A 26,103-nucleotide genomic window follows, 5' to 3' on the forward strand; every position below is an offset into this window, starting at 1 on the left:
CCATGAACGGATTCTGGGCCCAGTTTCGCAGCTTCAGCCGCCCAAGCCGCGTACTCATGATCAACCAATTCGGGGCCAGCATAGGCTTTTACATGCTGATGCCCTACTTGTCCAGCTATCTGGCAGGGACCCTTGGCTTGGCAGCGTGGGCTGTCGGCCTGGTGCTGGGTGTGCGCAACTTCAGCCAGCAGGGCATGTTTTTCGTGGGCGGTACGCTCGCCGATCGGCTCGGCTACAAACCGTTGATCGTAGCCGGTTGTCTGCTGCGCATTGGCGCATTCGGTTTGTTGGCGATCGCCCAGTCGCTATCGACGTTGTTGATTGCCGCAGCGGCAACGGGTTTCGCTGGTGCGCTGTTCAACCCGGCGCTGCGGGCGTATCTCGCCACCGAAGCCGACGACCGCCGAATCGAAGCATTCGCCACCTTGAACATGTTCAACCGAGCGGGAATCTTCCTCGGCCCACTAATCGGACTGGCCTTTGTGACGTCGAACTTCCGGATGAGTGTACTGGCGGCTACGGTGATCTTCGCCGTCCTTGCCCTCGCACAACTCCTGGCGTTACCGGGGCACCGATTCGCAGATCCGGGGCCGGCCGCGCCGGCGAAGACGTCGATCATCTCGGACTGGCGGGCGGTCGCGGGCAATAGATCGTTCTTGCGGTTCGCCGCCACCATGACCGGCTCCTATCTGCTGTCCTCCCAGATTTATCTCATGCTTCCCGCGCAGGCCTCGGTGGTGGCGCCACACTCCCAAGCACAATTGGTGGCAGCAGTTTTCGGCACGTCAGGCCTGGTTGCGGTGGCCGGCCAGCTGCGCATCACGCGATGGTTCTCGGCACGATGGCGGCCCGGGCGCAGTGTGTACATCGGGGTGGCGCTGATGGCGGCATCGTTTGCGCCGCTGGCCGCCATCCCCGACTCGCAGCGGTTAGGCACTCCAGCGGCCGTCGCGGCGTTGCTTGCCGCGGCGGCCTTGCTCGCCGTCGCGTCCGCAGCGGTGTTTCCCTTCGAGATGCACATCGTGGTGTCGCTGTCCAGCGAACGGTTGGTGGCGACCCACTATGGCTTCTACAACACCATCATCGGAGTCGGCATCCTGGCCGGCAATTTCGCGATCGGGGCGCTGCTGGGCACCGAACACCGCCTAGACACCGACGAACTCGTGTGGGCCGCACTGATTCTCGTCGGGCTAATCGCCGCGACGGGACTATATCGACATGACGCACAGATCAACGCGCCTGGCCGTGCCGTACCTGATTGAACGGCACGCCGCGGTCGGCGGCGTATTCCCGCGGGAAGTTCAGCACCCGCTCACCGATGACGTTGCGCGCCATCTCGGTTGTTCCACCGCCGATGGCGACGGACTGCCGCGCGAGGTAGCGCAGTCCGGCCTGCAGGCCCTCGCCGGGTTGCCCCACCACACCGGCGGCTCCGGCGATCGCCAGCGCGGTGTCCATCTCACACATCACCGTCTCGGCGTGGAAGAGCCTGATCAGCGTTCCACCGGCAGGCGGCAGCGTGCCGTCGCCGACGCTGCGGTAGACGTGCTCGATCAGCTGCTCGGCCACCGCGCGGTGCACCAACGCCCGACCGGCCGTCTCCTGTACCCAATCACTGTCGGCCCGGCCGGCCTGCCGCGCGAGCTCGGCGTAGTCGACCGGCGTCGTGTGACCGCCCTCGCTGCCACCGCCACTGGCGAACTCCGAGCCCATCCCGACCGCCCGGCGCTCGTGATAGAGCTGTCGCGAGGCCACGGCCCAGCCGTTGTTCACCTCCCCGACCACCGCATCCTCGCCGACGTCCACCCCGTCGAGGAATTCCTCGCAGAACTCCGAGGAGCCGTTCACCTGGGTGATCCGGCGCAACGTGATTCCGGGGTGATCGATGGGCACCAGGAACATCGTCAGCCCCTCATGTTTGGGCACATCCCAGTCGGTGCGGGCCAGACACAGTCCGTAGTCGGCCGCGAACGCGCTGGTGCTCCAGGTCTTGGCACCGTCGATCACCCAGCGGTCACCGCGTCGCACGGCGCGGGTCAGGACGCCCGCCAAGTCCGATCCGCCGCTGGGCTCCGAGAGCAGTTGCACCAGCACCTCGTCGCCGCGCAACGCCGCCCCGATGTGAGTCTTCTTCTGCTCCTCGCTGGCGGTGTCGAGCAGTGTGGCACAGCAGATGGTGAACGTCGGGGTGTTGAGGATCAACGGCATCTCGTAGCACAAGGATTCCTCGTCGAACGCCCGTTGGTATTCATACGGTAGACCCTGGCCACCGTACTCGCGGGGGAAGCAGATCCCGGCGAATCCTCCTTCGTAGAGCCGCTTTTGCAGTTCACGAGCCCGCTGCCAGGAGCGTTCTTGATCGCGAGGCGCCGCAGGCGGTGACATAGGGTCGACAGATGGCATGTTGTCGGCCAGCCACGCCCGGGCCCGGGCGGCGAATTCCGCAACGGACTGGGTCGGCGTCATCGAGGCGCCTTCGCTTCGGCTTCCAGCGCGTATACCCGGCGATTGTGTTCTTCCGGCGTGCCGAACATGGCGCGGTACAACGTAACTCGCCTCAGGTACAGGTGCAGGTCGTGCTCCCAGGTGATGCCGATACCGCCGTGCATCTGCACGCAACCCTGAACGATCTGTCCCGCCATTTCACCGACATAGGACTTCGCAACACTGGCCGCCCGGCCCGCTGCCGGCGAGCGCGCGCCAACCGCTTTCACCGCGGCGGCCGTGGTGGCGCGGCAAGCCTCCAGCCACAGCTTCATGTCGGCGAACTTGTGTTTGAGCGCTTGGTAGGAGGCCAGCGGACGTCCGAATGTGTGCCGATCCAGCGCCCATTGCACGGTGAAGTCGAAGACCGTTTGCAGGATGCCGACCACCTCGGCGCACTGCAGTACCTGAGCGATCTGACTTTGCCGATCGATCAGCCCCGCCGTCTCGGCGGCGGTGCCGACCGCCGCCGACTCAGCCACCACGACGCCGTCGAAATCGACCCTCGCGTACTGCTTGACCAAGTCCAGCGACTGCTGGGGCGCAGTCCGCACTCCGTGCGCATCCGCAGGCACCAGGAACTGGCGGACCTCATCACCGCACCGCGCGACCACCAGCAACAGCGCGCTCTGGGCACCGGCTTCCACCCGGTCTTTGACGCCCTCGATGCGGTAGCCGGAGTCGACGGGTGTGGCCGTGACCGTCGGATCCAGCGGCGACCAACCCCGGCCCGGTTCGCAGACCGCCCACGAGGCCACCGCTTCGCCAGACATCAGGGACGCGATCACCCCGGCGTGCGCGTGCGGCTCGGCGCAGTCGACCAACGCCGCAAGCACGGTGCTGACCGGATACAACGGCCCGGGCGCCACCGTCTTACCAAGCTGCTCGGCAACCATGGCCAGATCCTCGACGCCGTTGCCCGAGATGCTGCCGCCGCCCAAATCCTCGGGAACGAGCAGAGCCGTCCACCCCAGCTCAGCGGCCCGTTGCCACCACTGCGGGTCAAAGGACAGGCCCGCGGCATGCAACTCCCGGACACGGCGCAGCGAGGCTTCTTTTCGCAGAAATGCGTGGGTAGTGGAGGTAAAGAGTATGTTTTCGGGAGAGTCGACAGCGGTCATCATGCCGCCCGTACTCTCCTGGGCCGTCCTTCGCCGCCGCAAAGGACGTCGGTGGGAAAGCTCGGGTGGCTGATCATCCGCCTAATCGGTCCTCGCTGGAGCGGAGTTCGGTGGCGACTCTGATGTTAGCAATGGGCGATACCGTAAGAGATACCGGAGTTCAGTCGATAATGATGGCCACGGGCTGTAACCGCAATGGCTGACGCAACGCAACCGCACTCGGGGTCGGCGAACTCGCAACCCGAGGTGAGGGCATGGGCCGAACAAGCCGATGCCGCCGGGGAAGACGATGCCGAGTACAGCGACGCCGACTACGAGTACGTCGACTACGACGAGTTTGTCGCAGCCGACGACGAGACAGACGAGGTCGAAGGCCAGGACGCCGCCGAGGCGGCCGCCCCCCGAGGCCGGTCCTGGCGGTGGTTGCGGGTGCTGCTGGCCGGACTCGCCAAGGCCGCCGCGGTGGTCATCATCTGCGGCTTCGCCGCGCTCAGCGGAATCATGGTATGGCAGCACCACCAGACCACGCAGCGTCACGAACGCGCCGAGGCGTTCGCCGACGGGGCCAAAAAGGGCATCATCAATATGATTTCCCTGGACTTCCGCAAAGCCAAGGAAGACGTCCAGCGGGTGATCGACAGTTCCACGGGCGAGTTCAAGGACGAATTCCAGCAGCGGGCAGCCGATTTCACCAAGGTTGTCGAGCAGTCCAAAGTCGTGACGGAAGGAACGGTCACCGCCACGGCCGTCGAATCCATGGATGGGAACACCGCTTTGGTGCTCGTCTCGGCGACATCGCGGGTCACCAACGGCGGGAACGGCAAAGAGGAACCACGTGAGTGGAGGCTGAAGGTGACCGTGACCGAGGAGGACGGGCAGTACAAGATGTCGAAGGTTGAGTTCGTACCGTGACCGATCACATGCGTGACATCGGCGACGCCGAGAGCGAATTCGACGATTCAGCGACGTCGGTGATCCCGGCGAGCGACGAGTGGGACGACGAAGCGCCGGCTGACGACTCCCCCGCACCGGCCCGTGGCTGGGCGCAGGACTTATGGCGCAGAAAGATCAATCTGAAACCGGTCCCGGTGATTTTGATCGTGCTCATTCTGATTTCCGGCGGCATCACCGCCTGGCTGTACGCCAAGCTGTACCGGCCCGATCAGCAGGTCGGCCCCAGCGTCGCACGCGCCGCGGTCAGCGCGGCCTCTGACGGTACAGTCGCGCTGTTGTCGTATTCGTCCGACACGCTCGACAAGGACATCGCCGCCGCCAGGTCACATCTCGGCGGGGATTTCCTGGACTATTACAACCAATTCACGCAGCAGTTCGTGGTTCCGGGGGCCAAGCAGAAAGCGCTGAAGACCACCGCCAAGGTGATGCGCGCCGCAGTGTCGGAGCTGCATCCGGGTTCGGCCGTCGTGCTGGTCTTCGTCGACCAGAGCACCACCACCAAGGACAACCCCGAACCGACCATCAAGCCCAGCAGCGTGCTGGTGAGCGTGACCCAGGTCGGCGGCAAGTGGCTGATCACCAAATTCAACCCGGTCTAGGTCTCGCCCCGGTTTAGGTCGCGAAGGCTCGCCGCAGCGTCTGAGCATGCAGCGCCCGGTTCTCTTGGGAGACGACCCAATCGGTGACGACGGAGTCGAAGCCATGGAACGTCGCCGCGAAGACGTGCAGTTCGGTGTGGACGTACGCGTGCAGCAGACGGTTCGCGTAGTCGATGGCCTCATCGCGGCAGGGGTCGATCTCCGAGCAGCTGATGAATGTCGGCGGCAAGCCTTCCAGATTCGCCCGGTGCGCCGGAACGTGGTGACGATTCGCCGTGGTGTGGCCCAGGTAATGGGCCCAGGCCCGGGACACCGCCTGACCGTTGAGACCGGGGGTGCGCTGAAACTCCCGCCGCGACGGCGTGGCGTCGGAATCGAGCATCGGCTGATGCAGAATCTGCACCAGGATCGGCGGGCCTTCCTCGTCGAACATGCGCTGAGCCAATCCGGCCACCAGTGCCGCACCGGCGTCACGGCCCATCACCGCCAGCCGATGGGCATCGGCGTCTAGTTCGGCGCAGTTGTCGACAGCAAAACGCAGACTCGCCTCGACATCATCGAGGGCCGCCGGGCACGGATGCTCGGGCGCCAGCCGGTAGCCGACCGACACGACCAGGCAGTCGGCCGCGTGAGCCAGCTCCACACAGTGCCCGTGGTCGGTGTCGAGGTTGCCGGTGACGAATCCGCCACCGTGGGCGTAGATCACTATCGGCGCGGTTGACCCGCTGCCACCCCGATACAGCCGTAAGCCCAGCCGCCCGCCGTCAGGACCGGCAATGTATCGCGATTCGATGCTCACCCCGGCAACACCCGTGTCGACCGCCGCGGCCTGCTCGGCGGCGACCCGGTCGGCATGCTGTCGCTCCGCGCTCAACGTCTCGACGCTGAATTCGACGATCCTCAGCGCGGCGGCGGTATCTCGCAGCGCCGGGTCGATACGGCTGAGGCCTTGCGGCCGTGCGAGATTCGTCTGAGTCATGATGACTCGCCTTCCGGCTCAGTGCCATAGGCAGCGCCGAGCCGTTCTCCGGGCAGTGCTTTGACGGTCGCGGGCAGCCCGTAGAGCGCGGTCGCGTTGCCGCGCATGATCCGCTCCCGCTGGTCGGGGGGGAACCGGTTGAACGCATACGCCGGAGAGTCGTAGCTCCAGTGCGGGTAGTCCGTCGAGAACATCAGATTGTCGCCCAGGTCCATCATGTCCAGATACTGGCGAAACTTCACGGTGTCGACCTCTTCGAGCGGCTGGGTGGTGAACCGGACGTGTTCGCGCACATACTCCGACGGGGACCGGCGCACATGCGGAAGGTCGCCGCGGCGGGCCTGCCACATCTGGTCCATCCGCGACATCACCGGCATCGCCCAGGTGAAGCCACCTTCGATGAATACCACCCGCAAGTTCGGATGGCGATCAAACGCGCCGTCGAATACCAGGCTCATCAAGTGCGACACGTACAGCAGCGGCCAGGAGGCGAAGAAGTCATGCCAGTGCGCGGGGTTGCCGACGGGATACAGCGGGATCAACTCGAACGGCGTCTGACCCATCAGATGCGTGGCCACCGGCAGCCCATTGCGGGCCGCGGCCTCGTAGAGGGGATCGAAATGCGGACTGCCGAAAGGGATTCCACGAGTCTGCGGGGTCATCAGAATCTGGCACATATAGGGATGGCCGGCCCAGCGCTCAATCTCACGGCCCGCCAGTTCCGGTGTCTGGGCGCTGACGCTGATCGACCCGCGCCACCGGCCGTGCGCATTGTGCTTGTCCAGCCAGACGTCGGCCAGCCAGTCGTTGTATGTCGACTTCAGCACCTGCTCGGCCTGCGGCAATTGCGCGTCACACATCGGCTCCAGCGAGGCGATGCTGACGCCGGCATCCACCAGCAACTGCTTGGCGGCGAAATCGGGGTCGCTGCCGGCGAACCCGCCGCCCGGCGGGACGGCGTCCAGCCGCAACGACATCGTCTTGTAGGAGTCCGGGGTGTCGTAGAAGTGCGGCACCGGCGTGACCGCATTGCCGGTAGGCCAGATCTTGGCCACCCATTCGGCCGGCGCGTAGGACTTGAGCACGTCGACAGAGACGGGCAGCGGGTGAACGTCGGTGTCGACGATGGTGACCGCTATCTCTCGCCGTTGCGTGCCGGCGTCGGCTCGTTCGGTCGTGGTCATGTAACGCTGCTTTCCACCTTCAGGCCGTAGAGCTCGCTGGCGTTGCGCCACAACATCTTCGCGCGCTGAAGCTCATCCAAACCGGTGACGGCCGCGTCGGGTGGCGACGTGGACCAATGGGGGTAGCTCGAACCGTACATCACCAGGTCGGCCTTGTCGGAGAAGTCCATCCAGCGCGGCATCTGCCCGGCATCGACGGGTCCGTCGAAAGCCGACGAGCAAAACCGGACATGAGCGGACAGATATTCGCTGGGATAGCGATCCACCCACGGCGTCTGGTCACGCATCGACAGCCAGAAAGTGTCCAGCCGCCATATCAGCGGGGTGAGGATGTCGTATCCGCCGTCGGCGAACACGAACGTGAGGCCGGGGTGCCGGCCGAAGACACCCTCGACGATGAGCGTGGCCAGGTGCACGAAGTAGTTCAGCGGCATGAAGGCCGCGTACCCGGGATAGGTGTGCGCGTGCCCGGCGAACGTCGGCGGATAGTCGACGCCGTTGCCGCCGTTGATGTGCACCGCCACCGGTAAGCCGTGAGCGGCGGCGGCCTCCCAGATGGGCTCGAACATCGGCTTGCCGTACGGCTCGCGCGATTGCATCGGAACACCTACCTGAACCAGCTTGGGATGACCGGCGAGTCGTTCGATTTCGGCGACGGCACCCTTGGGGTCCTCCGGATTGACCCGGATGGTTCCCCGGAATCGGTTGGTGGGGTCGGGATCTAGCCACCGGTCGAGCAGCCAGTCGTTGACCGCTGCGCAGATGCAGCTGTTGAGCAGGTAGTCGGCGATGTTGCCCCGGGTCAGCGGATTGAGGATGGCGTAGTCGACAGCCGCGTCGTCGAAAAGATGCCTGCTGACGGTCTCGGGATCCGAGCCGGGGTAATGCTTTCCATACAGGTCCGGCCGGTAGTCACCGCCGGGAGCCTGGTACCACTGCTGTTCAACGTCGGGGATCGACCGCAGTTGATGGGCAGTGGGCAGATAACGCCGTATCTCCGCGTTGTGGCGGAAATGGGGCTGCACGTTGGTGTCAATGCAGGCATCGATAACCGGGCTCATGCGGTCAGGTACACCTTCCCGTCGGTCACGTCGACGTGATAGGTGCGAACCCGACGTCGCGGATCGGCGACATTGCGGCCGGTGGTGACGTCGAATTCCCAGTTGTGCCAAGGACATCGCACGATTTGGCCGTCCCTTACCCGGCGTAGTCGCCCGGGTTCGCCGGGGACCGACTCGTTGGTGCCGCCGATCAGGCCACGGCACAACGGGGCGCCCTCGTGCGGACAGTAATTGACGATGGCATACAGCGCACCGCCGACGTTGTAGACACCCACCCCGTACTTCCCGGCGTCGACCAGCTTCATGGTGCCCGGCGGCAGTTCGTCGACGGTACACACAAGTCGCCGTTGCAGCACCGGTGTACCCCGCCTTCTGCCCGGTACGGCAGCCGCCACCACCGCCTGGCTTCGTTGCTATTTATACTATAATAGCGACATTCCGTACCGGGAGGAGCGCTGATGACGCTGTCCACCAACTCCGAAGGCCAGGCCGTCGTCCCCACGCTTGATACCAGCGGCCAGACCAGCCCCTACCCGTTCTTCGAGTACATGCGGCGCACCGACCCGGTGTGGCATGGCGCCCTCATGGACCACGAGCAGATGCCCGAAGAACTGCGGCCCAACGACGAATGGGTGTTGTTCGGCTACGACGGCGTGTTTCAGGCCTTTCGCGACGACCGCATCTTCACGTCGGCCAACTACGACAAGACCATCGGATTGGTTATGGGCCACACCATTTTGGCGATGGGCGGCAAAGAGCACCACGACCACCGCAGCCTGGTGGCCAAGGCCTTCCGGGCCACCGCGCTGGAACGCTGGGAACCGTCGGTCATCGGGCCGGTCTGCGACCAGCTGATCGACGAAATCAAGCATGACGGTCACGCCGATCTGGTGAAGGCGCTGACGTTCGAGTTTCCGACGCGGATCATCTCGACACTGCTGGGGCTGCCCCGGGACGACCTCGACCTGTTCCGGCGGCTGTCACTCGACCTCATCTCGATCCCGACCGACATCATGGCCGGGTTGACCGCGGCGGCCGAGCTGCACGCCTACTTTCTCGACCAGGTCGAGCAGCGGCGGCGCAAACTCACCGACGACATCATCGGCGACCTGGTCGCCGCCGAGATCGACGGCGAAAAGCTCACCGATGAGGCGATCATCGCGTTCTTGCGCCTGCTGCTGCCGGCCGGCCTGGAGACCACGTACCGGTCCTCGGGAAACTTGTTGTACCTCCTGCTGACTCACCCCGAGCAGTTGGCGATGGTCCGCCAAGACCGCTCGTTGATACCCACCGCGATCGAAGAGGGCCTACGGGTGGAAACCCCGTTGACCATGGTCATGCGGACCACCACCGGAGACGTCGAAATCGGCGGCAAGACCATTCCGGCCGATGCGCAGATCGACCTGTGCATGGGTTCGGCCAACCGCGACGAAACTCGCTGGACCGACCCCGACACGTTCGACATCCGGCGTCCGCGGCACGCACACATCGCCTTCGCGGGCGGCATCCACATGTGCCTGGGCATGCATCTGGCCCGGTTGGAGACGCGGGTGATGCTCAACAGCCTGCTCGACCGGATCACGGACCTGACTTTCGTCCCCGACGACGGCACCGGTGAGGAATCCAGGATCGTCGGGCTCACGTTCCGGTCGCCCAACAAGCTTCCGGTCACGTTCACCCCGGCCGCGTGAGGAGCCGGGCCGCGATCCCGCATGACGTCTGGGGGCGTTGGTTCGTAGAGGAATTCGAGTCGGACGCGTCCCGTGCCGGCGAGGTCCTGGTGCAGATGGCTTGGCGCCCGGCGCTACCGCCTCGATGACATCAACACCGCCTACACCGAATTGTGCAACGGTAAATAATCTGCGGCATCATCGATTTCGATGCCCGCTAAGCCTTCTTGGCGTTCTCCCGCTGGTCTCTGAGTTCTCTCAATCGCTTCAGGCGCATCAGCCGCTCGACTTGCCCGTATGCGTCGATCGGGCTGTGCAGAGCCAGGCCGCCGTCGGCGTGTACCACCTGCCCGGTCACCCACGGCAGTTCGAGGACGCCGACGATGGCCGCGGCCACGTCGCTGACCTCGCCCAGGCGGCCCAGGGCCGTCCGCCTGGACAAGCCGTCCACCCAGCCGGGCCAGGCTTCCGGATTGGGCAGCATCGGTGTTCGTGTGACGCCTGGTCCGACGGCGTTGACCCGGATGTCGTGGGTGCCCCACTCCACCGCGGCGACCTTCACCAGCATGTCCACCCCGGCCTTGGACACGCAGTAGGCGCCCATATCGCGGTCGGCGACGGTGCCGCTGATGCTGGAGACCGCGACGATCGAACCTCCCACTCCGGCATCGATCATGGCTTGCGCGGCGGCGCGGATGGTCAGCCAGGTGCCGGTGAGGTTGACCCCCAAGACACGTTCCCATTCCGCGGGTGTTTGTTTCAGCAACAGACCGGACGCCCCGACGCCGGCGGAGGTGACCACCCGGGTGGGCACCCCGTGCTCGCGCACGGTTTGTGCCATCGCGGCCGCCACCGCGTCGGGATCGCTGACATCGCAGATGACGTCGGCATCGGACAAATCCCACACGACGACGTCGTGGCCCGCGTCGCGGAGCCGCGCCACGACTTCTCGTCCGATCCCGGAGGAGCCGCCGGTTACCAGGGCAGTCACCGCGTTCATACCGCGGGTCCGATCAGCTCGACAAGGACGCCGTCCGGTGCGATGACGACCGCCATCGGAACGGTCTTGCCTGCCGGAGCCGGCATGCTGATCCGCCGTACCCCGTCGGCGAAACCCAAAGCCGCCAGCGCGGACAGCGTCGCGTCGACGTCGCGCTGCAACGACAGCAGGAAGAAGCCGTGCCGCGGCGTGCGAGGCGCGGGTAGCGCCTCATCGGCACCGAACAACTCCACCAGTTCGACGATCCCGCAATCGGGCGTCTGCGGATCACCCAGGAAGATAGATCGCAGTTGGTCGGCCTTGGCGCCGAACAATTCCGGCCAATTACCGGTGAAAGTATGGTCGAACAATTCGGTCAGCCCGAGACCGTCCCGCCAGAATCGCAGAGAACTTTCGACATTAGCGGTGCAGATCGCGGCGTGATGAACACCTAGCACGAAATGCAATGTTAGCTGGCAGTATTTCAGTCGTTGAGGCGGGACAGCGCCCGGAACTCATTCGCAACGCCGGAGCCGCACCTAAGCGAGCTTGGCCATCGTGCTTTCCCATAGCTCGCCGGCCAGACGCGGATCGTAGGCCGCGCGGTTGGCTTTGGCGATCTTGTGCCGGGAGTAGTACTCGCCTGACGTCCAATCGACGCCGGGGCGGCTGGACGCCAGCCAGACCAGTTGTTCGGCTCCCTGTTCCGGCGTGGCCGTGAATCGGGCCGATATCGGTACGTGGTGTTTCATGAAGGTCAGGACCCGCGATCCCGATGCATCGCCGAAGTTGGAGTTCACATAGCCCGGATGAAACGTCACGGCCGACAGTCCGCTGCCATGGTAACGGCGGTGTAATTCCTTGGTGAACAACACGATTGCCAATTTGGTCAGCACGTAGGCAATGCTGGGCCGATGGTGAGCCGTGTTCTCGAGGGTGGTAATGGTCACTCGGGGCAGCATTTTCTGCGACGAGCTGGTCGTATTGATGACCGTCGCGCGAGAATCGAGCAGCACTGTCAACAGCTGCGTGGTGAGCAGAAACGGCGCCAAATAGTTGACCTGGTATGTTTTCTCGTAGCCGTCGGCTGTGAGCTGAGTTGCTCTGCTCATGCCGCCGGCGTTGTTGGCCAACACGTCGATGCGCGGGTACTCCGAGCGAATCTTGTCCGCTAGGGCCCGCACCTGGGATAGGTCGGCGAAGTCGGCAACGAAGTAATCCACACCCAACTCCGCGGCCACTGCGGTGGTCTTGGCTTCCGAGCGTCCGACCACGACGACGTGTTCGCCGTTGCGACTGAGCCGCCGCGCCGCCGCCGCCCCGATGCCGTCGCTGGCGCCGGTGATGACAATCGTCTTGCGCGTCATATCGTTGCGTCCTCGTGCGTATTCCAACGAGAGTGTAGCGATACCGCGCCGAATGTCATTGACTTATGCCGAGACCGATGCCGACCGGATCGTTTGTCGAGTACGGATCACGAAAGGCCGCGATGGGCGTTTTTCCTCGCCGCGAGTTCGGGCGACTCGCCACGCATGTCGGTGTTGCCGGCGTAAGCGGTGCGCTTATCGCCTGTGGTGCGACCCCCACACCGCGCCGCCCCGATCCGACGACCACCGCAAGCCCGGAGACCCGCGGCAGGCCGATCCGGCCTACCCAGTCCGATGTCGATCGGATCATCGGCAACCATGCCCAGACGCTGCTTGACCATCTGCGAGCCAGAGCCCCGGGACGCGACTACGGCGTCGCGGTGGCTTTCGCGCATCCGAGCCGCGCTTTCAAGCCGTTCTACATGTACGGAACGGTGGGCGAGAACAACCCGCCCACCGAAAGAACGATCTTCTCCATCGGATCCGTGACCAAGACCTTCACCGCCGCACTGTTCGCCGCCGGGGTAGCGATGCGGCCGGACTGCTTCGACTGGGATGCCGGGCTGAAGCGCTACCTGAGCACCTATCTCGGCGACACCGGAGATCTGAGCAAGGCCATGCAACTGGTCACCCCGAGGATGCTCGCCCAGCACACATCGGGTCTGGCGCACGATTCCACCGGCCCGGCCGACGGTGACGGCCTGTTCCTCACCAACCCCTCCGCGCCGCCGCCAAGCCTGCTCAACGCGTGGCGGACCCACCGCGGCCCGCAACCTGGAAGCTGCTGGCAATACTCCAACCTCGGCTTCGTCACGTTAGGCTTCGCCGCCGTGTCGGCCTACCGGTGTGCGGGCATGGGTGGGTCGTATGCGGGTGTGCTGCGTGATCAGATCACCGGGCCACTAGCCATGCCCGACACCGGTACGACGGTGGCTGACGGCGCACAGCTAGCGCGCGCCTACCCCAACGGCCGGGAGGTATCGCCAGCTGCCCCTTCGGATCTGAAGTCTTCGGCGGCCGATATGCACACCTGGCTGCTGGCGCATCTGGGCGCCGTGCGCGGGCCTGAGCACCTGATGCAGGCACTGGCCACCACGATCCGACTCGAGCCGTTATCGGTCGAGATGTGCGGCAAGCACACCCGAGGACCCACCCAGATGGGCCTAGCCTGGCAGGTCGAAACCGGTCCGGCCCAGATCATCTGGAAAGACGGCCTGACCTCTGCGGGCGGCTGCTCCTGCTGGATAGGGATCACGCCCGCCGGCCCCGCGAACGAGTCGATGGGAATTGCCATCCTGGTCAACGGCTTCTGGAACAAGGACAAGCCGGCTATCCTGGCCGACAATCACGGCCCGGCGATCATCAAAGAAATCTCGGCGGCCGGATAGCCAAACTTCGGTCGCTGCGCCGGTCACCGCCCCGACTCCATCCCGGGCCATGGCCATTCCCGGCCAAGTCGGGTGAAGCCGGTACCCGCTTTGTCCGCCTGTCAGCGACACCCTCAGGGGCGCAACGAATTTGTCGCTCAGAGCCGGCGTGGGCCGCGCCCCGGTATGGGGAGATGGAAATCGCGGCTGGTGTTATTGGGTGCGTGGTGGGGTGTGACGCCGAGTGCGCGCTGACGGTGTCGAGTGTGCCGTCGGGGCGGGCCGATCGCGCGGATGTTCCCGCCCTCCACGCACACTCAAAGCCGTCACCGCACACCCGATGCGGCGGAATAACAGTCTTGTCAGCCATCCCGCCGCCGAGCGAACTGCCATCGTTACGCTCGAACACACGATGCTCACCCGCGCCCCCACGCCGATGCCGCCTAACACCAGCGGGCAGCCCACTCACCAACTACTGGTCACCGTGAATCTCCGAGTGAGCCGGGCACCTTGAATATCGGGAACACCTCACCGCCGGGATGTCTTGCCGCGGTTACACCACCGAGTACCGAATGGGGAGGTGCTTGAGACCGCCGACGAACGTGGTGGCGACGAGCTGCGGATCACCGCAGAGCTCAATGGATTCCAGCCTGGGAAGCAACGCGGCGAAGAAGCTGCTGACTTCCATCCGGGCCAGTGCGGCACCCATGCAGAAGTGCACGCCGTAGCCGAAGGCCAAATGCTTGTTCGGCTCGCGTCCCACGTCGAAGCGGAACGGCTCCTAGAAGACGTCTTCGTCGCGGTTTGCCGATGCATACGATAGCAGGACGGATTCGCCTGCCGCGATGGGTGTTCCGCGCACGACGGTGTCGGCGGCAGCGGTGCGCATGAAGTGCTTGACCGGGGTGACCCAACGGATCATCTCCTCGGTGGCCAGCGGTATAAGGCCGAGATCGTCGCGCAGCCGCTGCAGTTGGTCCGGATTCTCGATGAGTGCCTGCAGTGCGCCGGAGATGGTTGCGCTGGTGGTGTCGTGCCCGGCGGTCGCCACGATCAGGTAATACGACACCGTTTCAATGTCCGACAGCGGATCGCCGTCGATGTGGGCGTTGGCGATCGCCGACGCGAGATCGTCGGTCGGATGCTCGCGGCGCGCCGCGGTCACTGCGTTGAAGTACTCGAACATGTCCAGTAGCGCGGGCAACTGGTCCTCGCTGGACGTGCCGCGCTGGTATTCGCTGTCGTCGCTGCCGAACAACTCCTGGGTCAGCGTGAGCATGCGGCCGAAGTCGGCCTCCGGCAGCCCAAGCAGCGACATGATCACGTAGAGCGGGTAATTGACGGCGACCTGCTGCACGAAATCGCATTCGGGCCCCACCGCCGTCATCCTGTCGACGTAGCTCTTGGCCAACTCGTCGATGCGACGCTTCATCACCCGCATGGCTTTTGGGCGGAACCAATCCGCGCCGATCGCGCGGACCACCCGGTGCTGCGGGTCGTCGAGGTGGATGAGCGTGCGGACACCCGCCGCCGCCTGCAGCTCGTCGCCCTGTCTGGTTGCCAGCACGGGGCGGGGCCAGTTGGTGAACAGCATGTTGTCGCGCTCGATGTCCATGATGTCGGCGTGCTTGGTGATCGCCCAGAACGGGCGATAGTCCGGCACCTCGACCCACGACACCGGAACGGTGGCGCGCAAGTGAGTCAGCGCGGTGTGCAACCGCGGTTCATCGGTATAGGCCAGCGGGTCCGCCAATACTTTGGCGGCCTCGTCCACGGTCCGTACCGTCATTGCCGAAAGTCCGTCAATGCGGCTCGGATACAGTCCTGCGAGGCGCCGAAGAAGATCGGCAGCACCCGGTCGACTACGCCGTCGCACCGATCGCGCAGCGCGGCGGCGATGCCGTCGACCGGTCCGACAACCGCGAAGGCACTTAGCATCTCGTCGTCGATCAGAGATCCCATGGCGTCCCACTCACCGTTCAGGGAAAGGCGGCGCAGTTCGTTGTGCAGGTCTCCCCAGCCGTGCACGTCGAGAACCCTGCGGTAGGCCGGCGTGGACCCATAGAAGGCGATCCGATTGCGCAGGGCCGCGACCCCCGTCTCCAGGTCCGCGTCGTTCTCGCCCGTCGCGATCATCACCTCGGCGGACACCTCGAAGTCGCCGCGATCCCGGCCGGAGCGCTGCAGACCGCGAAGCAGCCCTGGCATGGTCACCTCTTCGAGGTAGCGCCGGGACACCATCGGGTGTCCGAGGTGGCCGTCGGCGACCTCGCCGCACATCTCGGTCATTGCGTCGCCCACGGCGGCGAGGAAGATCTTCGGTGCCGGATACGGCTGGGGCTCCGGCGTGAACATGGGGGTCATGATCTTGTGGGTGTAGAACTCGCCCTCGAAACGGAGCTTGCCGCCGTCGCGCCAGGCGGACCAGATCGCGTGTAGCGCGGCAACGAATTCCCGCATCCGGCGTGCCGGGTGGCTCCAGGACATGCTGAATCGCTTCTCGATGTGGGCCTGGATTTGGGTGCCCAGCCCGAGGATGAACCGTCCCCGGGAATAGCTCTGCAGATCCCAGCCCAGGTTGGCCACGGTCATCGGATTGCGCGCGAAGGCCACCGCGATGTTGGTGCCGAGTTCGATCCGCGACGTGTGTTCGGCGGCCAGCAGCAGCGGCAGAAACGGATCGTGACTGGTCTCGGCCGTCCAGCCACCGTCATATCCGTTTCGCTCCAACGCATCGGCCGCCTCGACGACCCGGGCGAGCTGATTGGGAATGCCCCCGTCGACTTTGAGGCGGGGCGCGCTACCCATTGGAGCGACTTTACAGTAAGCAATCCAGTATGTAGGACAGACGCATGACCAAAGCCGAGGATTGGCAGCAGACGCTCGAGGACCTCGACAGTCGCCGCCGGCAGGCACGGGCGATGGGCGGGCCGGAGCGACTCGACAAACAGCACGGTTTGGGCAAACTCGACGCGCGCACCCGAGTCGAACGGCTCCTCGACCCGGGCACCTTCCGTGAACTCGGCACCATCGTCGGCGGCGAGGTCGCGGCCGACGCGATCGTCACCGGCTGGGGGCGGATCAACGGAGTCCCCGTGATGGTGGGCGCCGAGGACTTCACGACGCTGGCCGGAACCATCGCGCCGGGTAGCAATTCCAAGCGCTACCGCATCGCCGAGCTGGCGTTGCGCGACAAGATACCGCTGGTGATGCTGCTCGAAGGCGCCGGGTTTCGCCCCACCGGTACCCATTACGGACGTAGCCCGACCGACCTGCTCGCCCAGACACGGTGCTCGGGCCGGGTTCCGACGGTGGCCGCTGTGCTCGGCTCCTCGGCCGGACACGGCGCCCTCGTCGCCCCGATCTGTGATTTCACCGTCATGAGCCGACAGGGCGCGATCTTCACCGCCGGGCCGCCGGTGGTCAAAGAGTCCACGGGCGAAGACATTTCGAAAGAAGCGTTGGGCGGTCCGGACGTCGCATTGACCAGCGGCGTCATCCACAATGTCGCCGACGACGACGCGGCCGCGCTGGATACCATTCGCCGCTACCTGTCCTATTTTCCGCCGAGCGCGTGGTCGTATCCACCGCCGCTGCCGGCCTCGGAGGCGACACCCGGGCAGCGGTCCACGCCGGAGTTGCTGGACATCGTCTCGCGGGACAACCGCCGCATCTACGACATGCGCTCGGTGCTCGATGTCGTCTTCGACTCGCCCGACTGGCTGGAAGTACAACCACATTTCGGCGGGGCGATCATCTGCGCCCTCGCCCACCTCGGGGGCCATCCGGTCGCGGTCGTCGCCAACCAGCCGCAGGTACTGGCCGGGTCCATCGACGCCGACGCTGCCGACAAGGCCGCACACTTCATCACGGTGGCCGACTCCTTCCACCTGCCGATCGTTTTCCTGGCCGACAACCCGGGCATGCTGCCGGGCAGCCGGTCTGAACGTGCCGGCGTATTGCGCAGCGGGGCACGGATGTTCGCCGCGCAGACCTCGGCCACCACGCTGAAGCTGCACGTGACATTGCGTAAGGCCTACGGCTTCGGCTCCATGGTGATGGGCCTGATCAGCTTCGACGGCCAGGTGGCGACCTTCGCCTATCCGGGCGCGACGATGGGCGCCATGGGTGCCGTGGCGCTCAGCCGCGCCTCACATGCCGACCAGGAGTTGTCCGCCAAGCTGCGAAACGCGGAGCTGCAGGCGTCATTTCGGTCGGCTGAGCATATGGGCTTCGACGAACTCATCGACCCCCGTGAAACCCGTGACGCGTTGCTGGCCGCGCTGCAGCGCGGCATCAACGCCCGGCAGGCCACCGCGGAACCGGTGATGCGCACGCTCATCATGCCGTGACGTTGTTCTGGCCACCCGCGTCGCACGCACCGCGTCGAACGTGAACCCACTGCGACGACACGCCGACGCGCACCACAGTGTGTTCACGCTCGGCGGGAGAAAACCTTGCTGGCGGGCGGCGCGTGGATCTGCTTGCCCAGGCCGAGCACGTGCTCGGCAATCATGTTGCGGAACACTTCCAATGTGCCGCCGTAGATTCCGACCAACGGTGCGAAGCGGTAGACATATTCGGCGCCGCCGTCATCGGCCGCGCCGTCAGCCCCGAACGGCAACGCAGCAGCGGTCCCCAGAACGTCCATCAGGTCGGAAGAGATGTCACGCATCGTTTGCGCGATCGCCACCCGCCCGAAGATGCCCGGTGCCGACAGCGCTGCCTCCACCCGCGCGACGCCGCGGCCCAATCGATATGCCACCGACCCGTCGTCGAGCAGGCGGTACCCGCCGGGACCGGGCCTGGTCACCTGCGCCGCGACCCGGTCGACCGCTTCGGCCATGACACCGGCCTGGTGCATCATGATCGAGGTGTCCTGCAACCCGTCGGGTGCCGGCGCGACCGCGCCGTGCTCGACGTTGAGCGGCTCCCGCAGGACCGTCCAGCCCCCGTTCACCTCGCCGAGCCGATACTTGTCATCGACGCGCACGTCACTGTAGTAGACGATGTTCGTCCGGTCGCCGTCCACCGTGCGGATGCCCCGGATCTCGATGCCCGGCGAGTCCAGCGGCACCAGAAACATGGTCAGGCTCTTGTGCTTTCGGGCGTGCGGGTCGGTGTTGGTGATCAGAAAGACGTATTGGCAGTTATGCGCGCCGGTGGTGAACATCTTCGAACCGTTGATCACCCAGCTGTCGCCGTCGCGCACCGCGCGGGTCTTGCAGGTGGCGACGTCGGATCCGCCTTCGGGCTCGGTGTAGCCCAGGCACATCCGGACATGGCCGCTGAAGACACCTGGCAATACCTCCTCGACGAGCTCGGCTGAGCCGAACTTCGTCACCGACCGAGCCACCATGGCGGTCGTTCCCCACGTCACCCACGGCACTCGGGCGCGGCGTTTCTCCAGCTCCCAGATGCGCCGCTGCACCCGGCTGAATCCGCCTTCGGATTCCGTCTGCCACTCCGCTGCCAAATACCCTGCGGCGCCGAACTTCAGGTGCAGACCCTCATGGAAGTTGTCGCCCGTCTCACGGTCGTGACGGCGGACCTCGTCGGTCACGTGCTCGGCCAGAAACCGGCGCGCCTCGTCGCGGAATGCCTGGTCCTCTTCGGAAAGTTCAACCAGGGAAAAGTCCATCGTTGGGCTCCTGTTCCTAGAAGCACGCGGCCCGGGACGCGGTTTCGCGGGTGGCCACGATCTCGGCAATGCGCCGGGCGCACGCGCCCGGATCACCCCCGGCCAGTGGCCATCCGCGGGCCCGCACCAGATAGGCGGTGGCGGCGGCCTCGGCCGAAACCCCCAGGCCTCCCTGGATGTGGACCGCCATGGTGGCGGCCTTGGCGGCTTCCTCCGCCATGAACAGAAACGCTGCCGGTGCCAGTTCCGGTCGTTCACCGGGTTCGTTGTCCAAAAACCAGGCGGCACGCCGAACCAGATTGCGCCCGCTGTGCACGGTGATGGCCATGTTCGCCAGCGGGTGCGAAATGCCTTGCAGCGTAGCGATGGGCACGCCCAGTGTGTAACGGGTCTTGGCGAACTCCGCCGCGATCGTCATCGTCTCCTCGACCAGACCAACCAGCGCCGCGGCCATCAGCAGTCGCCATTCATCCAGGGCTCGTTGATAATTCGCCAGCGCCTCGGACCCGCGGGCCACCACCGTCCGAGAGTCAGCGGCTGCCGGATCAACCCAGGCCATCGGCAGCCGGCCGATGTTGTCCACCTTCGCCGGCTGCGTGCCGAACGTCAGGCTCAGGATACGGTCGCGGTCGACGACGACGACGCGGCCGGCAATCGACCCGGCCGGAATCAGCCGCCGGCCCGGCCCACCATCGATCCGCGGGTCGAGCGCCGCGAGCTGTTCTCCGTTGGCCAGGGCCGCGGTTTCGGCATCCAGCATCCCGAGACGTGCCAGGAGCCGCGTCGCGCAGACATGGTCGATCCACGGGACCGGCGCCAGTGAGCGGCCGATCTCCTCGGCCACCAGGGTGAGGTCGACCAGCGTCGCGCCATCGCCGCCGGCGGACTCGGGTAGCGCCATCGTCGTGGCGCCCATCCCGCACAACCGCTCCCACAGGCTCTTGTCGAAACCGGATGGCTCTGCGGCACGGACCGTTTCGATCGAGCAGTGGGTCTTGAAGAACTGTTTGTACGCCGACTGCAACGCGATATGGTCCTCGGACAAGCTGTAGTCCAGCCTGCGCAATTCGAAACGGTCCATCGTCAGCGCTCCTCACCGAAGAAAAATTCTTGGGCGTTGTTGTAGAGGTAGTTCTGCAGGACGTCGGACGGCAGGTCCAGGGCCCGCGCCTCGGGTATGACCCTGCGCATCGGCAATACCGGCCAATCCGAGGCGAAGATCACCTTGTTCTTGCCCCGGGTCCGCATGTAATGCAGCAGAGCTTCCGGCAATCGCTTGGGCGACCATGCCGAGGTCATCAGCCGCAGGTTGGCGTACTTGAGCAGCAGCCGGATCGCCACGTCCCACCATGGATCGGCGCCGTGGATCATGCACAGCCGCAGCTCCGGAAACCGCACGCACACCCGGTCGAGATGCATCGGATGCTGCACTTCTCCGGGGATCGGCGGCCCGGGTATGCCGGTGTTGACGCACAGCGGAAGGTCGAGTTCGGCGCACTTGGCGTAGAGCGGATAGTAGACGGCGTCGCTGGGCGGGTATTGCCCGTCTCCCCAAAAGCTGGGCCCGACAACGGCATACGCTACGGGCAGGTCGCTGACAATGGCGCTCAATTCACGCAACGGCTTGACCGGACGCAGCAGGTCGACTCCGCCCATGGCCAGCGCGAACCGGTCGGGCTCGGCTTCGACGAACGCGCGCGCGGTGACGGACGGGTTGGCCAGCGAATCCATCAGGATCGCCCTGTGCACCCCCTGTTCGTCCATCTCGGCGAGCAGCGCGGGCAGCTCGACTGGTTCGAACATCGACTCGGGGCCCTTGAAGTAGTCGTGACGAACCTTGAGCATCCAGGTCGGCTGGGACCCGGCCTCACCGAAGTGGACGTTCACCAGGCAGTCGATCGTCGTCTGCGTCATGGTGCCGGGACCTGCCGCGTCACTTGCTCTCTCGCCCACCGATAGTTCGGCTTGCCGTTGCCCAGACGCTGGATGTGCTCGACGACTATGAACGCCTTGGGGGCCTTGAAATGCGCCAGCTGCGAGGTACAGAAGGCATACAGTCCCGGTTCACCGACGCGGGCATCCGGGCGTAACACGACGAGCGCGACCACTTCCTGTCCCCAGCGCTCGCTGGGCCGTCCCAGCACGAGCGCATCGGCAACGCCGGGATGTGTGCGCAGTACGTCCTCGACCTCTTCGACGAACACCTTCTCGCCACCGGTGTTCACCACCAGGGAGTCGCGGCCGAATAACCGGATGGTTCCGTCCTTCTCGAGGCAAGCCCGGTCGCCGGGTATCACCACACGGCGGCCGGCGATCTCGGGGAAAGTGCGTTGGGTGGCGTCGGCGTCGTTGAAGTATCCCATGGGAATCCGGCCGATTCTTGCCGCCCAGCCGATCTCGGGCTCACCGGGCCGCAGGAATCGGCTGCGGTCCGCGGAGACGACGGTCGCACCGACTCTGGGTTCGAAGGTTTCGCTGGCGGTTCCGTCGCGGCTGTACCCGAATGCCATATTGCCGGTCTCCGACGAGCCATAGCCCTCGATGATGGTGGCCTGCGGCAGCAACTCCATCAATGCACGTTTGTATTTCGCGTTGGTGGCCGCCCCGCCCGTGCCGATCGAGTGCACCGACGACAGGTCGTACGTACGGTTCCGCAGTTCGGCGACCAGCGGTGCGGCGTATGCGTCACCGACCATGGTGATCATGCCCACCTGTTCGCGCTCGGCGGTCGCCCAGACCGACCGCGCGTCGAGCCGGTTGCGGTCGTCGTACATGACGACGGTGAGGCCGTGCAGTAGAGCCGCGAACGCCGTCCACATCCCGGCGGCATGCATGAGCGGTGAAACGGCGAACCACGGCGGGCCCCCTGCGCGCACCAGCTGATGGATCTCTTCGACGCCTGCGTGGTCGGCGCCCACCATCGACGTCACGTAGATATCGCTTTGGCGCCACAGCACCCCCTTGGGGCGTCCTGTCGTTCCGCCGGTGCACATCATGATCAGATCGTCCGGCGAACCCGCGACCGTGCGGCCAGCGCCACAGGTTGCCAGTGCGTCATCGAGCGAAACCGCGCCCGGCAGCTCGGCAGCGCCGCTCGCGTCGTCGATGGATATCAGTAACTCGGTCTCGTGGGGCGGCAACACTTCGGCGAATCGCGCACCAAGCGAGCGGTGATAGATGACGCCCCGCGGCTTGACATAGTCGAGCAGCTCAGCGATCTCACGCGGCGAGTAGTGGTGGTTCACATTGACCGGCACGACGCGCGCCTTGAGGCAGCCGATCACCATGTCGGGATACAGGTCGTTGTACATGATCAGGGCAACCCGGTCCTGACCACATTCCCACCGCTGCAGCGTCTCGCGCGACTGGTGGACTCCGAAACCATTGCCGTGCAGGTAGTTTGCCAACCGGTCCGTTCGCGCCGCCGACTCGGCGAAGGTGCTGCGGCGCGGACCGCACACCGTCATCTGGTGATCCGGAATGACCTCCGCGATGGCGTCCAGTCCATTGGGGCACGGTCTTTCCTAGGTCGCCGCAGACACCGTGATGCCGAGGAAGGCCAACGCGTTGTCGCGCATGATCTTTCGGGTGTCGGCTTCGCTGAACGCGGCAAGTTCCCCGGTGAACGACAGGGGTGACTCCAGACCTTCGCCGTGGGGCCAGTCCGAGCCGAACAGAATGCGATCGACGCCGATCTTGTCGGCCAGCAACTCGAGATCTTCCTCGTAGTACGGTGACACCCACACGTGCTCGCGCAACGTATCGACGGGATCATTGGGGAACGAGCGCGGATGCTGGTTAGCCAACTTCTTGAGCCGCTTCGCAAGCCGATGCACCCATTCCGAACCGTTCTCGATGCTGGCCACCCGGAGTTCGGGATGACGATCGAAAACCCCGTGGACGATCAGCGAAGCCATGGTGTCATGGATGGCACGATCGTCGACGAGTATCTTGTCCAGCGGGTCGGGCGGTGCCGCGAACGGCTCGAAGGTTTCCTTTCCGCCCCACATCGCAGCGATTTTCAGGTAGCCGCTGTCGCCCAGGTGGAACGCCACCGGCACGCCGGCTTCGGCCAGCCGCGCCCAGGCCGGGTCGTGCGAGCGGTGGCCAAGCGAGCGGTTCTTCGGAATACCGGGAACCGGCGCCGGACGCACATGCACCAGTCGTGCACCGCGTGCGAGCACGAAATCGATTTCTCTGACCGCTTCTTCGGGGTCGGCCAACGAGATCATCGGCGCGGCAAGGACGCGATGGTCCGGGCGGTCGAAACCCCAATCCTCGTCGAGCCACAGGTTGAACGCATGCAGGGATGCCATCGTCGCCTCGATGTCACCCCGGAGCGCTTCCTCGACTCCGCAGCCGAAGGTCGGGAACACCAGAATCGTTTCGATGCCTTGGCTTTCGAGCACGGCGACGCGTACGTCCCGGTGCTGGTACTCCGGCCGCAATTCCAGCTTCTCGACCTTCATCAGCGACGCCGGGTCCACACCCGCGGGAATCTCGCCGCGGAACAGCACGTCCAGGCAGCCCGGCACGATGATCGGGTCGAAGGTCGGATTGGGGATGAATCGGTTGACGCGGTCGCCGATGATCGCCTGGGTGTGCCGGCCGTCGCTGAACATCTGCACACCACGCCGGCGGAACCGCTTGTCCAGATGGCGGGTGAACGCATCCAGAGGTTCGTAGTAGTGGTTGTCGACGTCGATCGCCAGGTAATTCAAGTGCCCCATGATCATCCTTATTCCGATGTGAGCGAAGGAAACCGCGGCACGCGCTTCTGCAGGAAGCTCACGATTCCTTCGACAACGTCCGGCCTAGGCATCGCCTCGCGCAGCAGAACTTCGGCACGGGCGGTGGCTTCGAGGACATCGCCAGTGGCGTCACCATAGACTTGGCGCTTGATCACCGCCATCGACGCAGGCGAGCAGTTGCGGGCGATGTCCTCCGCATACTCGAGAGCGCGCTTCATCAAATCCTCGGCCGCGACGACTTCCTTGACCAAACCCAACTCTGCAGCCTCCTCGGCCAAAAACGTTCGGCCGCTCAACAACAGGTCCAGTGCGACCGCCCAGCTTGTCAAGCGCGGAAGTATCCAGGAGATCCCGAACTCGGCGATCAGCCCGCGCCGGGCGAATACGGCGGCGAACTTCGCCCCCGCGGCGGCAAACCGAACGTCGCACATCAGCGCCTGCGTCAGCCCGATGCCCGCGCAGGGACCGTTGATCGCGGCGATCACCGGCTTGCGAAGCGTCGTCACGAAATGAGGTGGGCGTTCACCGACCAAATCGGCCAGATCCGTCTGACGTGCTGTCGCCATGGTGGCGCCGTATCCCGCCGCCGAATCCGGCGAGCCCAGATAGGCGCCGGCACAGAAGCCCCGGCCACGGCCGGTCAGCACGATCACCCGGATCTCCGGATCCTGTTCGGCGCGGTCGAGCCCCGCATAGAACCCCGCGGCAATGTCGGGACCCCAGGCGTTGAGACGATCGGGGCGGTTAAAGGTGAGGATCGCTACCCCGCCAGGGGTTGCGTCGTAGAGCACCGCGTCGTCAGCATCGTTGCTCATCGGTGTCTCCTCGACCCCACCGCGGCGCAGCAGTTAGGCATCGATGAGCCCCAGCCGCCGGTAGGCAGCGGCGATTTGGGTCTTGGCCTCGGGCGGCAACTCGGCCTGGGGCGGCCGTGAATGCGGATAGGACCCGATCGGCAGGCCCAGCACCGACGCCGCGTATTTGAACGCACCGCCCCAGTGGGTGAAGTAGTCAGGTCTGCCCGGATAGCAGGTCCACCATGAACCGAGGTCCACATCGAACTGGTCAAGACCGGAATCACGTCCATAGTCCATCGCCTCGATGAGCTTGTCCCCCAACACCAAATCCCAGTATTCGGACAGCAGCGGCAGTTGCGGCGTCTCCATCAGATAGCCGGCCGTGCCCAGCTGTCCCGGGCAGACGATCCCGGCGCGCAGCCATCCGGCGCGGTAGATAGTCTTGTCGCATTCCCAGAGCACCAGTCCGGGGGCGAGTTCATGGAGCACCCGACTGGCTTGCGGGCGGAAGGCGCCTTCCTTGGTGGCACATACCGCGGGCACTTCGTGGTAGATGCGCGCACTTTCGGCCGGCGTCAACACATAACCGGAGGACGGGGAATTGAACATGCCTAGCGCGATATCCGTGTGTGCCGCAATATATTTGAAGAATCTCAGCACTCCGTCGCCACCGTGGGTCTCCATCATCGGTGTCTGGAGATAGGCGATGTCGGCGCCCGCCGCCTGGGCGTGCAGCGTCAACTCCAGGCAGTCCTTGGCCGTCATGGATGATGTGCAGGCCTGGATGACGACGTCGGGATTTACGCGGCGCCCTTCGTCGATCGCAACCTCGAGCAAGCGCTTGCGCTCGTCGATGGTCAGCGACCAGAACTCCCCGATTCCGCTGGTGCACCACAGCATCGGATGTCCGAGATCACCGACGCAATAGCGGACCAGCGTCCGGTAAGCGTCCCAGTCGATGTCGTCCCCGTCGTTCCCGCAAAACGGCGTATAGAGCGAGTCGCCGATGCCCCGCAACGCACCCCGTGCCCAGGCACGCGCCTCACCGGCCGTTGCCACGCTGCCTCAGCCCGGTCATGCTCGCCCCGCCCAGCCGCTTATACCAAAAAGCCTACGATAGGTATTACAGTAGCAGACGTAAAGACGCCT

General features: G+C 65.2%; 23 protein-coding genes and 1 pseudogene. 6 read left to right on the forward strand and 18 right to left on the reverse strand.

The window, feature by feature from the left end; genetic code table 11:
• The first annotated feature begins 2 nt into the window (after positions 1-2).
• Complete coding sequence (locus MKAN_RS05695) at positions 3-1,262, forward strand: MFS transporter (RefSeq protein WP_023366094.1); 1,260 nt, start codon at positions 3-5, stop codon at positions 1,260-1,262.
• On the opposite strand, the gene MKAN_RS05700 is transcribed toward MKAN_RS05695, so the two are convergent.
• Entirely contained in the window at positions 1,231-2,466 is a 1,236-nt protein-coding gene (locus MKAN_RS05700) for an acyl-CoA dehydrogenase family protein (protein WP_023366096.1), read from the reverse strand. The two genes, MKAN_RS05695 and MKAN_RS05700, sit on opposite strands and share 32 nt — an antisense overlap.
• Positions 2,463-3,605, reverse strand: coding sequence for an acyl-CoA dehydrogenase family protein (locus tag MKAN_RS05705; RefSeq protein WP_036392886.1), 1,143 nt, complete (start codon positions 3,603-3,605; stop codon positions 2,463-2,465). The genes MKAN_RS05700 and MKAN_RS05705 overlap by 4 nt, the downstream gene beginning before the upstream one ends.
• Before the next feature lie 195 nt (positions 3,606-3,800).
• Between MKAN_RS05705 and MKAN_RS05710 the strand changes: the two genes are divergently transcribed.
• Positions 3,801-4,517, forward strand: a complete 717-nt coding sequence (locus MKAN_RS05710) for a hypothetical protein (protein ID WP_023366101.1) — start codon at positions 3,801-3,803, stop codon at positions 4,515-4,517.
• Complete coding sequence (locus tag MKAN_RS05715; RefSeq protein WP_023366103.1) at positions 4,514-5,158, forward strand: hypothetical protein; 645 nt, start codon at positions 4,514-4,516, stop codon at positions 5,156-5,158. The genes MKAN_RS05710 and MKAN_RS05715 overlap by 4 nt, the downstream gene beginning before the upstream one ends.
• 13 nt (positions 5,159-5,171) lie before the next feature.
• Here MKAN_RS05715 and MKAN_RS05720 read toward each other — a convergent pair whose 3' ends face one another.
• Genes MKAN_RS05720 through MKAN_RS05735 form a run of 4 tightly spaced genes read right to left on the reverse strand, consistent with a single transcriptional unit; the run spans position 5,172 to position 8,738 of the window.
• The gene (locus MKAN_RS05720) at positions 5,172-6,137 is read right to left on the reverse strand and encodes an alpha/beta hydrolase (RefSeq protein ID WP_023366104.1); all 966 of its coding nucleotides are present in this window, start codon (positions 6,135-6,137) and stop codon (positions 5,172-5,174) included.
• Positions 6,134-7,321 (reverse strand): amidohydrolase family protein, encoded by a 1,188-nt coding sequence (locus tag MKAN_RS05725; protein ID WP_023366106.1) that lies wholly within the window; start codon positions 7,319-7,321, stop codon positions 6,134-6,136. Before MKAN_RS05725 ends, MKAN_RS05720 begins: the two co-directional genes overlap by 4 nt.
• Complete coding sequence (locus tag MKAN_RS05730; RefSeq protein WP_023366108.1) at positions 7,318-8,382, reverse strand: amidohydrolase family protein; 1,065 nt, start codon at positions 8,380-8,382, stop codon at positions 7,318-7,320. Before MKAN_RS05730 ends, MKAN_RS05725 begins: the two co-directional genes overlap by 4 nt.
• Positions 8,379-8,738: a Rieske (2Fe-2S) protein gene (locus MKAN_RS05735; RefSeq protein WP_023366110.1), complete on the reverse strand. Its 360-nt coding sequence runs from the start codon at positions 8,736-8,738 to the stop codon at positions 8,379-8,381. The genes MKAN_RS05730 and MKAN_RS05735 overlap by 4 nt, the downstream gene beginning before the upstream one ends.
• A 102-nt stretch (positions 8,739-8,840) precedes the next feature.
• Here MKAN_RS05735 and MKAN_RS05740 point away from each other — a divergent pair, with 102 nt between their 5' ends.
• On the forward strand, positions 8,841-10,073 hold the full coding sequence (locus tag MKAN_RS05740; RefSeq protein ID WP_023366112.1) for a cytochrome P450: 1,233 nt from the start codon (positions 8,841-8,843) through the stop codon (positions 10,071-10,073).
• Between the two features lie 196 nt (positions 10,074-10,269).
• Here the strand turns inward: MKAN_RS05740 and MKAN_RS05745 are convergent, their stop codons facing one another.
• From MKAN_RS05745 to MKAN_RS05755, 3 genes are all read right to left on the reverse strand, one after another.
• Positions 10,270-11,052, reverse strand: coding sequence for an SDR family NAD(P)-dependent oxidoreductase (locus tag MKAN_RS05745; RefSeq protein WP_023366114.1), 783 nt, complete (start codon positions 11,050-11,052; stop codon positions 10,270-10,272).
• Positions 11,049-11,489: a VOC family protein gene (locus tag MKAN_RS05750; protein WP_023366116.1), complete on the reverse strand. Its 441-nt coding sequence runs from the start codon at positions 11,487-11,489 to the stop codon at positions 11,049-11,051. Before MKAN_RS05750 ends, MKAN_RS05745 begins: the two co-directional genes overlap by 4 nt.
• Before the next feature lie 81 nt (positions 11,490-11,570).
• Positions 11,571-12,398: an SDR family NAD(P)-dependent oxidoreductase gene (locus MKAN_RS05755; RefSeq protein ID WP_023366118.1), complete on the reverse strand. Its 828-nt coding sequence runs from the start codon at positions 12,396-12,398 to the stop codon at positions 11,571-11,573.
• Between the two features lie 77 nt (positions 12,399-12,475).
• On the opposite strand from MKAN_RS05755, the gene MKAN_RS28685 reads away from it, so the two are divergent.
• Positions 12,476-13,786: a serine hydrolase domain-containing protein gene (locus MKAN_RS28685; protein ID WP_023366120.1), complete on the forward strand. Its 1,311-nt coding sequence runs from the start codon at positions 12,476-12,478 to the stop codon at positions 13,784-13,786.
• A gap of 532 nt (positions 13,787-14,318) precedes the next feature.
• Here the strand turns inward: MKAN_RS28685 and MKAN_RS05765 are convergent.
• Together MKAN_RS05765 and MKAN_RS05770 are read right to left on the reverse strand one after the other, a co-directional pair.
• A pseudogene (locus tag MKAN_RS05765) lies at positions 14,319-15,554 on the reverse strand (cytochrome P450).
• A complete protein-coding gene (locus tag MKAN_RS05770; RefSeq protein ID WP_023366126.1) occupies positions 15,551-16,573 on the reverse strand; it encodes an LLM class F420-dependent oxidoreductase in 1,023 nt (340 codons plus the stop codon). The pseudogene MKAN_RS05765 and the gene MKAN_RS05770 overlap by 4 nt, the downstream one beginning before the upstream one ends.
• Positions 16,574-16,617: 44 nt before the next feature.
• Here MKAN_RS05770 and MKAN_RS05775 point away from each other — a divergent pair, with 44 nt between their 5' ends.
• The gene (locus MKAN_RS05775) at positions 16,618-18,117 is read left to right on the forward strand and encodes an acyl-CoA carboxylase subunit beta (protein ID WP_023366128.1); all 1,500 of its coding nucleotides are present in this window, start codon (positions 16,618-16,620) and stop codon (positions 18,115-18,117) included.
• Between the two features lie 83 nt (positions 18,118-18,200).
• Here MKAN_RS05775 and MKAN_RS05780 read toward each other — a convergent pair whose 3' ends face one another.
• From MKAN_RS05780 to MKAN_RS05810, 7 genes are read right to left on the reverse strand one after another with little or no spacing between them, the layout of a single operon-like run.
• Positions 18,201-19,406: an acyl-CoA dehydrogenase family protein gene (locus tag MKAN_RS05780; RefSeq protein ID WP_023366130.1), complete on the reverse strand. Its 1,206-nt coding sequence runs from the start codon at positions 19,404-19,406 to the stop codon at positions 18,201-18,203.
• 16 nt (positions 19,407-19,422) lie between these two features.
• A complete protein-coding gene (locus tag MKAN_RS05785) occupies positions 19,423-20,487 on the reverse strand; it encodes an acyl-CoA dehydrogenase family protein (RefSeq protein ID WP_023366132.1) in 1,065 nt (354 codons plus the stop codon).
• 2 nt (positions 20,488-20,489) lie between these two features.
• The gene (locus MKAN_RS05790) at positions 20,490-21,320 is read right to left on the reverse strand and encodes an amidohydrolase family protein (protein WP_023366134.1); all 831 of its coding nucleotides are present in this window, start codon (positions 21,318-21,320) and stop codon (positions 20,490-20,492) included.
• Positions 21,317-22,909 carry an acyl-CoA synthetase gene (locus tag MKAN_RS05795; RefSeq protein WP_036392542.1) on the reverse strand — a complete coding sequence of 531 codons (1,593 nt, stop codon included), beginning with the start codon at positions 22,907-22,909 and terminating at the stop codon, positions 21,317-21,319. Before MKAN_RS05795 ends, MKAN_RS05790 begins: the two co-directional genes overlap by 4 nt.
• 21 nt (positions 22,910-22,930) lie before the next feature.
• Positions 22,931-24,136 carry an amidohydrolase family protein gene (locus tag MKAN_RS05800; protein WP_036392876.1) on the reverse strand — a complete coding sequence of 402 codons (1,206 nt, stop codon included), beginning with the start codon at positions 24,134-24,136 and terminating at the stop codon, positions 22,931-22,933.
• 8 nt (positions 24,137-24,144) lie between these two features.
• Positions 24,145-24,972, reverse strand: coding sequence for an enoyl-CoA hydratase (locus MKAN_RS05805; RefSeq protein WP_023366140.1), 828 nt, complete (start codon positions 24,970-24,972; stop codon positions 24,145-24,147).
• Between the two features lie 33 nt (positions 24,973-25,005).
• A complete protein-coding gene (locus tag MKAN_RS05810; protein ID WP_023366142.1) occupies positions 25,006-26,013 on the reverse strand; it encodes a dihydrodipicolinate synthase family protein in 1,008 nt (335 codons plus the stop codon).
• Between the last annotated feature and the right edge of the window lie 90 nt (positions 26,014-26,103).

This window comes from Mycobacterium kansasii ATCC 12478 (assembly GCF_000157895.3).
GTDB classification, from domain to species: domain Bacteria; phylum Actinomycetota; class Actinomycetes; order Mycobacteriales; family Mycobacteriaceae; genus Mycobacterium; species Mycobacterium kansasii.